The organism is Sorangium sp. So ce836 (genome assembly GCF_028553905.1).
In the GTDB taxonomy this organism is placed as follows: domain Bacteria; phylum Myxococcota_A; class Polyangia; order Polyangiales; family Polyangiaceae; genus Sorangium; species Sorangium cellulosum_D.
The window spans coordinates 1,231,262-1,243,543 of record NZ_CP102233.1; the positions used below are offsets into that span (position 1 = coordinate 1,231,262).

Annotated in this window: 9 protein-coding genes; 3 read left to right on the forward strand and 6 right to left on the reverse strand. The window is 73.1% G+C overall.

Annotated features, from left to right (window positions below; translation table 11 throughout):
• Window positions 1-191: 191 nt before the first annotated feature.
• The 3 genes from NQZ70_RS04650 to NQZ70_RS04660 form a co-directional block, all read right to left on the reverse strand.
• Complete coding sequence (locus NQZ70_RS04650) at window positions 192-1,877, reverse strand: FHA domain-containing serine/threonine-protein kinase (RefSeq protein WP_236644444.1); 1,686 nt, start codon at window positions 1,875-1,877, stop codon at window positions 192-194.
• Between the two features lie 340 nt (window positions 1,878-2,217).
• On the reverse strand, window positions 2,218-3,045 hold the full coding sequence (thiD, locus tag NQZ70_RS04655) for a bifunctional hydroxymethylpyrimidine kinase/phosphomethylpyrimidine kinase (protein WP_129573131.1): 828 nt from the start codon (window positions 3,043-3,045) through the stop codon (window positions 2,218-2,220).
• 66 nt (window positions 3,046-3,111) lie between these two features.
• Window positions 3,112-3,342: a hypothetical protein gene (locus NQZ70_RS04660; RefSeq protein WP_237245032.1), complete on the reverse strand. Its 231-nt coding sequence runs from the start codon at window positions 3,340-3,342 to the stop codon at window positions 3,112-3,114.
• A gap of 203 nt (window positions 3,343-3,545) precedes the next feature.
• Between NQZ70_RS04660 and NQZ70_RS04665 the strand changes: the two genes are divergently transcribed.
• The 3 genes from NQZ70_RS04665 (at window position 3,546) to NQZ70_RS04675 (ending at window position 7,589) form a co-directional block, all read left to right on the forward strand.
• The gene (locus NQZ70_RS04665) at window positions 3,546-4,340 is read left to right on the forward strand and encodes an ABC transporter ATP-binding protein (RefSeq protein WP_129573132.1); all 795 of its coding nucleotides are present in this window, start codon (window positions 3,546-3,548) and stop codon (window positions 4,338-4,340) included.
• Window positions 4,337-6,505 carry an ABC transporter permease subunit/CPBP intramembrane protease gene (locus NQZ70_RS04670; protein WP_129573133.1) on the forward strand — a complete coding sequence of 723 codons (2,169 nt, stop codon included), beginning with the start codon at window positions 4,337-4,339 and terminating at the stop codon, window positions 6,503-6,505. The genes NQZ70_RS04665 and NQZ70_RS04670 overlap by 4 nt, the downstream gene beginning before the upstream one ends.
• A 208-nt stretch (window positions 6,506-6,713) precedes the next feature.
• Window positions 6,714-7,589 (forward strand): extensin family protein, encoded by an 876-nt coding sequence (locus NQZ70_RS04675; RefSeq protein ID WP_207217743.1) that lies wholly within the window; start codon window positions 6,714-6,716, stop codon window positions 7,587-7,589.
• Between the two features lie 62 nt (window positions 7,590-7,651).
• On the opposite strand, the gene NQZ70_RS04680 is transcribed toward NQZ70_RS04675, so the two are convergent.
• The 3 genes from NQZ70_RS04680 to serB all read right to left on the reverse strand — a co-directional run bounded on the left by NQZ70_RS04680 (window position 7,652) and on the right by serB (window position 12,201).
• On the reverse strand, window positions 7,652-9,580 hold the full coding sequence (locus tag NQZ70_RS04680) for a cellulase family glycosylhydrolase (RefSeq protein WP_129573135.1): 1,929 nt from the start codon (window positions 9,578-9,580) through the stop codon (window positions 7,652-7,654).
• A gap of 86 nt (window positions 9,581-9,666) precedes the next feature.
• The gene (locus NQZ70_RS04685; RefSeq protein WP_129573136.1) at window positions 9,667-10,686 is read right to left on the reverse strand and encodes a LacI family DNA-binding transcriptional regulator; all 1,020 of its coding nucleotides are present in this window, start codon (window positions 10,684-10,686) and stop codon (window positions 9,667-9,669) included.
• Window positions 10,687-11,019: 333 nt separating this feature from the next.
• Window positions 11,020-12,201 carry a phosphoserine phosphatase SerB gene (gene serB / locus NQZ70_RS04690; protein ID WP_129573137.1) on the reverse strand — a complete coding sequence of 394 codons (1,182 nt, stop codon included), beginning with the start codon at window positions 12,199-12,201 and terminating at the stop codon, window positions 11,020-11,022.
• Window positions 12,202-12,282: the final 81 nt, after the last annotated feature.

Here is a 12,282-nt window from a genome sequence, read left to right on the forward strand (position 1 = left end):
TGTGCTCGTGCCGGCGGCTGCGCGGCTGCGTGACGAGCGCCGCATCGCCGACGGAGCACGCGGCCGCGGGACGGCCCCGCGGCGGTGAGGACGGCTAGGCGGCCGCGATCGCGCGTCGACCGCAACGGCGCCGGCGACGCGGAGGTCGCGCTCCACGCGATCGAACGGCTCGGCGGCGCGGCCGCCCGCCGTCAGTCGATCAGCGTGCGGGCGGGGCGACCCGGCTCGCACTTCACGAGCGTCGCGGTCAGCTCGAGCGTCTCGGGGAGCGTGCCCTGCACCTGCGCGACGACCTGCTCGACCACGTGCTGGGCCTCGTCCAGGTTGGGCCCCACGATCGAGACGACGAACGTGAGCGGGCCGGTGCGCCCGGCCGCGGCAGGCGTCAGGCTGAGCAGCAGCGTCTGGGTCAGGTCGACGACCTGAAGCGCCGCCTTGCGCAGCGCGAGCATCTCGAGGATCGTCGGCCGCAGGCTCACGAGGCCGTTCTGGCCGCGGAGCTCGAAGCGCGCGATCTGCATCGGCACCTCGGCCCACTCGGCGAAGAAGCCGTCCTCGTCGATGGCCTTCATCAGGTGCTCGCGCACGAGGAGCCCCGTGAGGCCGTCGCGCCGCGCGAGGTAGCGCTTCGCCTTGTCGTGGTGCGGCGAGTCCGGTCCGAACGTGACCACCATGAGGCGGCACTCCCCGAGCTGCACCTCGGCGCCGTGGAGCAGCGAGACCTGCGCCTTGCGCTCGAACGGGAAGTCCGCGTACGTGCCGTTCGTGCTGTTCAGATCCTCGACCAGCCACGAGCCCGTCTGCCAGCGGAGGAGCGCGTGCGACCCGGAGACGGTCGCCTCGGCCAGGACGAGATCTTGATCGCTGCGGCGGCCGATCGAGAGCACCGGCTTCTGCAGCGGGAACAGCGTGGCGACGCTGTCCGGCGCGTTCGTGGCGTACGTGATGAGCAGCGACTGCGCGCCGGGGGTGAACTGCGTCTTGATGGCCCGCCCGGGCGCAGGGCCGGGATCGATGCGCTCGCGCGGCAGCTGGATCGGCGCGGTCGTGGTCTGCGTCGGGTTGAAGAACCGCATGTGCCGCGCCTGCGGGCGCATCTGCGGATCCGGGTTGAGCGCGCGGAAGATCTGCCGGATCTCGTCGTTCGTCAGCGCGGCGGGCACGTCGAACGTGATCTGCTGCTTCATCGTCTTGAGCCGCGGCTTGTAGCCGGGCTCGGGGACGCGGCAGGTCCACATCTCCCAGAGCGTCAGCGCCGCGGCGTAGACGTCGTCCTCGGGGCTCGCGCCGCCGTTGCGCAGCCGCTCCGGCGACATGTAGTGAGGCGTGCCGCCGTCCGGCGGCGCCCCCGGCTTGCGCACGGCCGCGCGCGCGCGCTCCTTCGCGAAGCCGAAGTCGAGGATGACGGCGCGATCGTCGGCGACCATCACGTTGCCGGGCTTCAGATCGCCGTGCACGAGCCCCTGCTGATGGATGGCGGCGAGCCCCGCGCAGACGTCGGTCGAGATCTTGCGGAACTCGTCGGCGCTGAAGCCGCCGGACGTCTTGCGCTTGCGGATATGGTTGTGGAGCGTCTGCCCGGGGATGTACTCCATCACGAGGATGGGCCCCCACGGGCTCGGCGCGAGGTCGTGCACGCGGCAGACGTTCGGGTGGCGCGCCTTCTGGGCGAGGATCACCTCCTGCCGCAGGGCCTCGTCGTCGCCCGGCATGGCGGAGGCCTCGGGCACCACCTTGAGCGCCACCTGCTGCTGGGTCAGGCGATCGAAGGCCAAGAACACCTCGCCCATGCCGCCTTTGCCGATGCTCTTCAGGACCTCGTACCGGTCGTTGATGACCGTTCCGACGTCGATGGGAGGGAGGGGATCTTTGGTCACGGCCACGGGCGCACGAAGGGTGAGGAAGAGCTCCGCGCCGGCGCCGAAGCTGAACCGCCGGCACGCCGATACGGACTGCGCGCAGGGTCGTCCATTCGAGCCCCGGGCGCAACGAGTCGTTGCACATGCGCTGCGGCTTGCCCGTTCGGCGCGGCGCGGAGCGGCCGCCGGCCGCTGCGGGACCGCCGGCGCGCGGCCGCCACGGCCGCCGCTGCGGGCCCGCCGGCGCGGCCGACTGCGCGCGCAGCGGCCGGCTGCGCGTGGCCGCCCGCGGCGCCCGCCCACGGGAGGGCGCCGCCCGGCGCGTTGTTCACAGGAGGGCGCCGCCCCGGCGCGCTGTTCAGGAGAACGGCCGCGCCGTGTGGGCGTGGTTCAGCGGGCCGTGGCCGTGGCCAAGCCCCGGCGCGGCGCGCATCGCCTCGCGGAGGTAGCGCCGCGCACGCGCGATCGCCGGGACGAGGGCGAGGCCCTGGGCGAGGCCGGCGGCGATGGCCGAGGCGAGCGTGCAGCCGGTGCCGTGGGTCGCGCGCGTCTCGATGCGCGCGTCCTCGAACAGCTGCTCCCCGCCGGGGTGCCCGGAAGCGCCGGGCTCCGGCGCGGTCCGGAGGACGTCGACGACCACGGCGCCGGGGAGGTGGCCCCCCTTCAGCAGCACGGCGCGCGGACCCATGGAGAGCAGCTGCGCGGCGGCGCGGCGCATCGCGTCCACGCTGTCGATGACCGTGCCGGTCAGCGCCTCGGCCTCGGGGATGTTCGGCGTGAGCAGCGCGGCGAGCGGCAGGAGCCGGCCGCGCAGGGCGCCCTCGGCGTCGCGCTCCAAGAGGCGCGCGCCCCCCTTGGCGACCATCACGGGATCGACCACGAGCGGCGCGCCGCGGCCGAGGCGCTCGTAGACGCGCGCGACCTCGTCGATGACCTCGGCCGAGTGGAGCATGCCGGTCTTGATCGCGTCGGCGCCGATGTCGTCGAGCACGAGCTCCATCTGGCGGCCGATGAAGTCGGGCGGCACCGGGAACACGCCGGCGACGCCGCGGGTGTTCTGCGCGGTGAGCGCCGTGATCGCGGTCGCGCCGTACGCGTCGAGCGCCGTAACCGCCTTGAGATCCGCCTGGATGCCGGCGCCGCCGCCCGAGTCGGACCCGGCGACGATGAGGACGCGGCCCTTCATGGAGCCCCCGGGCCGCGGGGGGCGGCCAGCCATATGTTGTCGTTCACGAGCACCCGCCGCCGCGCGTCAATAGTGCTTGTCGAGGACCGCCGGATCGGTCGTTGTCGAGAACACCGTGTCGCAGCGACGGCACCGGTATTTCACCCTCGTCGGCCGGGCCGAGATCCCGAACGCGAGCTGGAGGTACCCCACGAAGCGGTATTCCGCCTCGGCGCTCACCATGTAGTGATCACGGCCGTGTCCGCAGGGGCACTGCACCGGCTCGGACGTCGTGCGGTTGCGATAGGGCATGGGCATGGAAGGTGTGCTCGTCGACATGCGCTTTCAGGGTAGTCTAGGGGGTCTGCGGCGGACGTCGAGGGGCGGCGCCGCGGAACAGGGCCGACGGGAGGCGGGCGGCGTGAGCAGGGCGCTCGCGCGCGCCGGCGCCGCCTCGCGCGGCGGCCCCATCGAGAGACCGGCGCTTTGCGCCCCGCCGCGGACCGAATAGGAGTGCCGCCATGCGCGCCGCACTCCGCGCCGAGCGTCTGGTGAAGCGGTACGGCGACTTCACGGCCGTGGACGGGATCGACCTCGCCGTACACCCCGGCGAGATCGTGGGCCTGCTCGGGCCGAACGGCGCGGGCAAGACGACGACCTTGCGGATGCTCGCCGGCATCCTCTCGCCGACCGCCGGGCGTGTCCTCATCGGCGGCGTCGACCTCGCCGCGAGGCCGCTCGAGGCGAAGCAGCGGATCGGCTTCCTCTCGGGCGACACCCAGCTCTACCAGCGGCTCACGCCCCGCGAGGTGCTCCGCTACTTCGGCCGGCTGTACGGCATGGGCGAGGCAGCGCTCTCGCGCCGCATCGACGCGCTCGTGGCCGACCTCGAGATGGAGGCGTTCGCCTCGCGGCCGTGCAGCACGCTGTCGGCGGGGCAGAAGCAGCGCGCCAACATCGCGCGCGCCTTCCTCCACGAGCCCGAGGTGCTCATCCTCGACGAGCCGACGACCGCGCTCGACGTGATCAGCGGCCGCTTCATCGTCGAGTCGATCCGGCGCGAGCGCGCCGCGGGGAGGGCGGTCCTCTTCTCGACGCACATCATGGGCGAGGCCGAGTACCTCTGCGACCGGATCGCCCTGCTGTACGAGGGGCGCATCGCGGACAGCGGCGCGCTGCCGGAGCTCCTCGAGCGCACCGCCACCGCGAACCTGACCGACGCCTTCCTCTACCACGTGGAGCGGAGCCGCCCGCGCGAGGCGCGCGACGCTTCAGGGAGCGCCGGCGCGCCTGCTCCGGGAGGGCCGGCGCGGTGAGGCTCGCCATCGTCTGGACCATCCTGCGCAAGGAGCTCGTCGAGTCGCTCCGGGACCGGCGCACCCTCGTGCGCCTCGTCCTCGTGCCGATCCTCCTCTATCCGCTCTTCGCGCTCGCGATGAGCAAGCTCGTCGGCTCGGAGGTGGCGGCGCGCGAGGCGCGCTCGTCGCGGATCGCGGTGTGGGGCGAGCTGGCCGAGGGCCTCTCGACGCGGCTCTCGTCGGCGGCGAAGCTCGAGCTCGTGCCGTGGGCCGGCGCGCCGCCGGAGGTGCGCGAGGGGCTCCTCTCCGGGGCGCTCGCGCCGCCGGCGGGCCCTCCACCCCGAGCCGAGGAGGAGGCGCCGGGGGCCGAGGGCCCGCGGCCGAGGTGGATCGAGCCGGACAACCCCGTGCTCGCCGCGGCGCGCGCCGCGGTGAGCGAGCGCGAGGTCGACGCGGTGCTCGTCCCGTGGCCGTCGCTGGGGGCCGAGCTCGGGCGCGGCGGAAAGGGCGCCGTCGCGATCTACTTCGACTCGGTGCGCGCCGACTCCGCCACGGCGGAGGCGCGCCTCACGGGCGCGCTGCGGCGCGCCCGCGGCGCCATCGTCGCCGAGCGCGAGGCCGCGCGCGGCCTGCCCGAGGGGTTCTCGATCGCCTACGACGTCGTGCCGCGCGACGTCGCGGCGGACAGCCGCAAGGTCGGCCAGATCCTGGGCTCGATGATGCCGATGATGCTGATCTTGATGTCGCTCCTCGGCAGCTTCCTTCCGGCCATCGACCTCACGGCGGGCGAGAAGGAGCGCGGCACGATGCAGACGCTGCTGTGCGCGCCGGTGCGATCCATCGAGATCATCTCGGGGAAGTTCCTGGCCGTGTGGATCATCTCGCTGCTCACGGCGCTCGGCAACGTGGTGAGCCTGTCGCTCACGGTGAGCCGGATGCTCCCGGACGTGATGGTCGTCGATCCCTGGATCTTCGCGCTGACGTTCGCGCTGCTCGTGCCGGTCACGCTCCTGTTCTCGGCGCTGTTCCTTGCCCTCGCCGTGTTCGCGAAGGACTTCAAGGACGGCCAGAACGCGCTCATGCCGGCGTACCTGCCGCTCTCGCTGCTCGCCGGCATCACGGCCCTGCCGGTGGTCGAGCTCAACCCGTGGACGGCTTACGCCCCGGTCCTCAACATCGCGGTGCTGATCAAGGCGCTGTTCGTCGGGGAGGCGCCGGTCGATCTCCTGTTCACGGCGCTCCTCTCCTCGGCGCTCTACGCCTGCCTCGCGCTCCTCTTCGCGGCGCGCGTCTTCGAGCGCGAGAACGTGCTGCTCGGCGGCCAGGAGTCGGCGCGCGCGGTGCTGGGCCTCCGGCGCCGGGCCGGCGGGGCGCCGTCGGCCGGGTTCTCGCTCGCGGCGTTCGCGGGCGTCCAGGTGCTCTTCTTCTACGGCAGCCTGCTCATCGCTCGCGCCAGCGTGGCGGTCCAGCTCGCGGTCTCGCAGGTCGGCTTCTTCCTCGCCCCGACGCTCGCGCTGGTCGCCGGCTTCGGCTACTCGCCGCTGGCGACGCTCGGCCTCCGGCGGCCCTCGGTCCGCGGCCTCGCCGGGGCGCTGCTCCTCGGGGCGTCGGCGTGGGCCGCGATCGGCGGCACCGTCCTCCGGTGGTTCCCCCCGCCCGAGCCGTTCGTCCGCGAGCTCGGCGAGCTCGTGCTGCTCGGCGGGCAGCCGTACCTGGTCGTGCTGCTGCTCGTCGCGGTGACGCCGGCCGTCTGCGAGGAGCTCTTGTTCCGCGGCCTCGTCTACGCCGGGCTGCGCCGCGCCGGGCCCGCCGTGGCGATCGGCGTGTCGGCGCTCCTCTTCGGGCTCGCGCACGGCTCGGTGTACCGGCTCCTGCCGACGCTCTCGCTCGGGCTCGTGCTCGGCTACGCGCGCCACCGCACCGGCTCGGTGCTGCCCGGGGCCCTGCTGCACGCCTTGAACAACGGGCTCGCGGTGTCGCTGCTCTATTTCAAGCCGCCGTCGGTGCAAGGGATCGTCGAGGGAGAGCTGCTGCCGTGGAGCGTGACGGCCGCAGCGGCGGTCGTCTCGCTGGCTGGGCTGCTCCTGCTCCGGTCGGCATCGCCGGGAGCGCCGGAGGAGGGCGAGCACCGCGGGGAGGGGGGCCGAGCGGACCCCGACGGCGGGAAGCATGGAGAAATCTGAACTAAAACAATAGCTTGCTGCCTTCGTGGGGACTCTCTCGGCGAGCGCGATCACGACCGGCGCGGGAGAGGAGCGAACCTGGCGGGGGCGGCGGTGGTGTGGGCCTTCGCGGAGAGATGGATGAATCGCGCGTCTTGCGCCGGTCGCCCGCTGGGGTACGGACATCGATGTGCACGCGCGCTTCCTTGCGGGGCTCGTTGCGGCGGCGATGACCTCGGCGCTGTCCTGCTCCCCCGGCGGCTCCACGCTCGCGGAGCTCGGTGGAACCGCGCTGATGGCGCCCCCGGCGCCGGCCCTCGCGGGAGCGGCGCCAGCCCTCGCGGGAGCAGCGCCGCTAGACGACGGCGGAGCGCCGACCCTGGCGGAGCCAGCGCCCGCCCTCGCCGGCGGAGCTCCCGCGGCGCCGCCGGCGGCGTCGCCGGGATGGGCCGGCCCCTGGGTCGAGGACCTCGCCGACGCCGCAGGCCTGCGCGAGCGGCCGCCGCGGGCGCAGCGCCAGTGGAGCCACATCGCCGCGGCCGCAGGCGCGGATTGCCGCGACGCGCTCAAGCAATCCGGCGCGCGGTTCCAGGCGCTGCCGGACGTCGCGAAGCCCAACAAGAAGGGGTGCGGCATCCCGCACGGCGTGCTGCTGACGCGCGGCCCGACCGGCATCGTTTACTCGCCGCCGCTGCAGGTGGATTGCTCGCTCGCCCTCCGGCTGGCCGATATCGAGCGCGTGGTCCAGGAAGAGGCGGAGACGCACCTGGGCTCGCCGATCGCCCGCATCAGCACCCTGGGGAGCTACGCCTGCAGGGAAGTGGTCGGCAGGATGCGAAGGTGGAGCGAGGGGCTGAGCGAGCACTCGTTCGGCAATGCCTTCGATATCGCGCGCTTCTCGCCGAAGCGCGGCCGCGCCGTCAGCGTGCTCCGCGATTACGTGCTCCACGGGAGCGACCCGACCACCCGCGAGGGGCGCTTTCTCCGGGGCGTGGCCCGCCGCCTCCGCGCCGAGGGGGCGGCCGCGCGCGTCCTCGGGCCGGACTTCGACGCGAGCCACCGGGACCACCTGCACATCGATTGCGGCACGCCGCGCTGGTACTGAGCCGCGGGGGCGCGCCTCAGGTCAGCGCGAAACGAGGGACGGCGGCCCCGCGCTCACCCTGATCAGGCTCGCAGCTCGAGGATCCGCACGTCGTACGGCGCGAGCTCCACGGCGTGGACCTTGGACTTGCCGCCCAGCTCGGTCAGGTGGCCCGAGGCCGCGACGGGCTCGACCGAGATCGGCGCGTCGGCCTGGCTGACCAGGAACACGAAGCGGCGGCCGTCCCGGTGGCGCAGGGTGTCGGCCGCGACGCGCGGGTCGTCCACGGTCACCGGCCGACGCACGCCGGCGAGCGCGGCGAGCGCATCGTAAAGGCGGTAGGTCGGCTCCGGGTTGACCCGCGGGGTCGCCGCGGCGAAGTGCTCGATCGGGTAGGTGCAGAGCACGACGCTGCCGCTGCCGACCCGGCGCCGCAGCAGCGCCGGCCGGCCGCGCTGGTCGACCGCGACGACCTCCGCGCCCTTGGGCCGCACCGGCAGGTAAGCGCGGCTGTGCTCGGTGCCGGCGACCGGGAACGCGAGCGTGGTGCCCTCCGCGATCGGGCCGAAACCGCGCTCGAAGGTGAGCTGCACGCGATCGTCCTCGATCGGGTCGACCATCCCGTAGCGCAGCTGATGCTCGACGCCGAACATCGCGTTGAGGTGCGCGTACCACGGGCCGCGCTGCGACCCGTGCGTGCCGTGGGAGTACGACGCGTAGACCACCGCGCCGCCCGAGGCCAGCCGCTCCAGGAGATGCCAGCTGGGCGCGGTCAGCTGCTTGGCCGACGGCAGGAGATACAGCCGGCAGTCCTCGGCGATCCCGTCCCGCTCGCGGGTCAGCCCGACCGGCAGGTCCGCCTCCTTCGCCGCGATGTAGGCCTGCCGCAGCGTCGTGAACAGGTAGCTGCGATCCTCGGCCTCGGTGAACGGAAACGCGCCCTCCAGGTACGACGGCACGATGAGCGCCGCGTCGGCCGGCTCGCGCTCGCAGCCGAGGACGTCGATGTCGGCGAGCACCCGGGAGAAGCGCGCCATCTCCTCGAGCTGCGGCTTGGGGCGACCGTCGGTCGTCGTCAGCCCGAAATGGAGCTCGAACGGGTGATGCCGGTAGGGGTCCTGGTCGATGAGGTCGAAATCGGTGTTGTTCCAGCCGATCCAGCCGGTGGCGCCGGCGAGCAGGGTGTTGTGGAGGACCTGCCGGTAGTAGTGCGCGGCGTTCTCGTCGGAGACGAAACCCGAGGACACCCCGAACTCCTCCAGCACGACCGGCTTGCCGAGGAAGCCCGTGAGCTCGCAGATGAACGCCGCCCCGTAGTGCTGGCGGACCAGGTCGTTCTCCATCCGGTACACGTGCGGGCCGAGGAAATCGACGAGCGCCCCGAGGTCGCGCACCGAGAACCCGTTGTCGTTGCCGGTGACCTCGATGCCCCACGCGCCGTCGCCGATCGAGATCGGCTGGCTCGCCCCGCCGGCCCGCAGCCCCTGCACGACAAGGCTCGCCCAGCTCGTGACCGTCTCGCGGACCGAGCGCTCGCGCTCGCCGTAGATCGGCATCTCGTTGGAGACGAGCCAGCCGGTCACCGCCGGGTGGCCCGCGAAGCGCCGCGCCATCTGCTCGGCGAACCACGCTTGCCGGGCGACCATCCACACGTCCCCGTAGAGATCGCGCCCGCGCCGCCAGACCGGGTCCCAGTTCTCGCCGGACATGTGGCCGACGAGGAGGGTCGGAATGGTGGTCATCCCCGCCTCCACGTGCGCCTCGAGGAAATCGCCGTAACGCTCCGCGCAGCCCTCGTCGATCCGGTCGGGCTCTGGCATGAAGTGGGGCCAGTAAAAGAACGACCGCGTCATCGTGAGGCCGTGCTCGGCGAGCACCCGGAGCTCCTCGCGGACCAGGGCCGGATCGTAGCTCTGCCACATGAGCGGGCCGCCGCGCCTCGACCAGAAATTGGCCCCGAGCCAGGCGACGGCCTGTTGACGAACAGCGACTTTGGCGAAATTGCGATGCATATACCTCACGTCCCGATCAGGCTACTTAATCGGTTCAGCGTGCGCTCTGCAAGGGAGGAACGCACCCGCGGCGGCGCGGGGCCGGATCAGGCGCGGGGGGGCGGCGCGGTGCTGCCCCGCGTCGCGAGCGTCGGCGCGCTGCACTCGACGTCGTCGATCGGCTCGCCGGCCACCAGGCGGAGGAGCAGCGCGGCGGCGCGGGAGCCGTGCTCGGCGATGTTGCGGCGCACCGCGGTCAGGGCGGGGTGCACGAGCTGGCACAGCGCCGAGTCGTCCCACGCCACGATCGAGAGGCGCTCGGGCACGGGCACGCGCATTTCCTGGGCGACGGCGAGCGCGGCCACGGCCATCACGTCGTTGTCGAAGACGATGGCCGTGGGCGGCGTGGCCCCCGCGAGCAGCCGCCTCGTGGCCTGGCCCCCGGCCTCGCCCGTGTAGTCCGCGTGGACCGTCTGCACGCGCTCGATCCGCCGCTGGCGGGCGGCCGCGTTGAACGCCTTGGTGCGGAGCGCGGTGTGCATGAACTCCGCGGGGCCGGCGACCCGCGCGATCGACCGATGGCCCAGCGCGGCCAGGTAGTCGACCACCGCGCGCATCGCGCTCGCGTCGTCGCTCCACACGCCCGAGAGCCGCCCCTTGCCCATCGGCCCGCCGACCACCACCGCCGGGAGCTTCAGCTCCTCCACGAGCTTCACGCGCGGATCGCTCTCGCAGAGATCGACCAGGATCACCCCGTCCACGCGCCGCTCCGCCCACCAGCGTCGGTACGTCTCCAGCTCGGCCGCGCGATCCTCGGTCACCTTGAGCAGCAGCGCCTCCGCCTTCTCGGACAGCTCCGCCTCGATGCCCGAGATGAGCTGCATGAAGAACGGCTCGATGCCGAGCGTGTGCGCGGGCCGATCGATGACCAGGCCGACGGCGCTGGCCCGGCCGTCGGAGAGCGCGCGCGCCGCGTTGCTCGGCTGCCAGCCGAGCTCCGCCGCGATGGCGAGGATCCGCTCGCGCGTCGGCTCCGACACGCCGGGCCTGCCGTTCAGCGCATAGGAGACCGCTCCCTTGGACACCCCTGCACGCCACGCGATGTCCGTGATCGTCGGACGCTTCACGCCTCACCTCCGCTCCAGCCGGTGGAGCGCGCCTCTCGTGTGGACCTGCTCCTCCGCATGGCCCCGGTTGGATAGCACGACGGCCCGCGGGCGAGCCTCGCGCCGCGCAGGGCCGCGCGCCGCCCGGGGCCTGCGCAGCCGCTCCCACACCCCCTCCCAGCGCAGCCGCCGTGGGCGAGGGGCCGCGCTGCCCCGCGCGGCGCCCCGGCCAGCGCGCCGAGACCCTCCGCGCCGCGCCGTGGGATGGGGAGCCGCCTCCGCCCCCGGCGGACGCCGTGTTCACTGAATCGGTTCAGCCCGGTGGGCCGGTTCGTCTGTTGCGGGCGGCGCCGCTCACGCCACTTCCAGGAGCTCGCGCTCGGTGATGCCGAGCAGGAAGAGGATGGCGTCGAGGCCGCTCGCGGACAGCGACGTGTCCGCGGCCTCTCGCAGCTTGGGCTTTGCGCGGAACGCGACGCCGAGGCCGGCGCGCTGGAGCATCAGGAGGTCGTTGGCGCCGTCGCCCACGGCGATGGTCTGATCGAGCAGCACGCCTTCGGCCTGGGCGATGGTCTCGAGCAGCTCCGCCTTGCGCTGCGCGTTGACGATGGGCCCGGTCACCCGGCCGGTGAGCTTCCCGCCCTCGACCTCCAGCGAGTTCGAGTAGGCGTAGTCGATCCCGAGCCGGGCCTTGAGCGCCTCCGCCGCGATCGAGAAGCCGCCGGAGATCACCGCGGTCCGGTAGCCGAGCCGCCTCAGCACGCGGACGAGCGTCTCGGCGCCCTCGGTGATGGGGAGCTCGGCGGCGAGCTTCCGGAGCACGCCGACGTCGAGGCCGCGGAGCAGCGAGAGCCGCTGGCGGAGCGACTCGTCGTAATCCATCTCCCCCTGCATCGCCCGCTCGGTGATCTTCGCGACCTGCTCCGCCACGCCCTTTTCGCGCGCGAGCTCGTCGATCACCTCGATGCGGATGAGCGTCGAGTCCATGTCCATCACGACGAGCCGCTTGCTCCGGCGGAAGAGGCCCTCGCGCTGCAGGGCGAGGTCGAAGCTGTTCTGCATGGCGAGCGCCAGGAGGGCCCGCTTGAGCGTGTCGGCCTCCTCCTCGCGCTGGAGCAGCACCTGGATCTCCACCGACGACAGGCGCTCGACCGACAGTCGCGCGATCTTCTCGATGTTCGCGCCGTGGCTCGCGAGCGTGGAGGCCACGTCGTGCAGCTGCTTCGCGCCGAGCTCCCGCCCGATGGCCGTCACCACGTAGCGGCTGCCTGGGGCGCGCGGCGGCGCGCCGCCGTCGAGCGGCTTGAAGTCGAGCGCCACGCCGAGCTCCTTCGCCGCGAACAGGAGCTCCTTGAGCCCGCTGCGCGTCTCCGGGAAGAGCGCGAGCAGCGCGAGGTTCAGGTTGCCGTGCACCACCACCTGCTCGATGTCGAGCAGCGTGGCGCCGATGTCGCTGAGGATGCCGGTGAGCCGCGCGGTGATGCCCGGCAGGTCCCTGCCGGTGACGGTGACGAGGATCGGATCGGAGGCGGCCATCGCGCGCCCCTTATCAGGGCCGCGCCGCAGGGTCGACGCCGATCCCTCGCGACGTTCGAAAGCCCGGAAGAGCGCCTGTCG

Coding starts and splice junctions, on each gene's coding strand:
- thiD (WP_129573131.1), bottom strand. CDS start 3,045: ATGAAGGGCCGCGTCCTCATCGTCGCCGGGTCCGACTCGGGCGGCGGC.
- NQZ70_RS04660 (WP_237245032.1), bottom strand. CDS start 3,342: ATGCCCATGCCCTATCGCAACCGCACGACGTCCGAGCCGGTGCAGTGC.
- NQZ70_RS04665 (WP_129573132.1), top strand. CDS start 3,546: ATGCGCGCCGCACTCCGCGCCGAGCGTCTGGTGAAGCGGTACGGCGAC.
- NQZ70_RS04675 (WP_207217743.1), top strand. CDS start 6,714: ATGACCTCGGCGCTGTCCTGCTCCCCCGGCGGCTCCACGCTCGCGGAG.
- NQZ70_RS04680 (WP_129573135.1), bottom strand. CDS start 9,580: ATGCATCGCAATTTCGCCAAAGTCGCTGTTCGTCAACAGGCCGTCGCC.
- serB (WP_129573137.1), bottom strand. CDS start 12,201: ATGGCCGCCTCCGATCCGATCCTCGTCACCGTCACCGGCAGGGACCTG.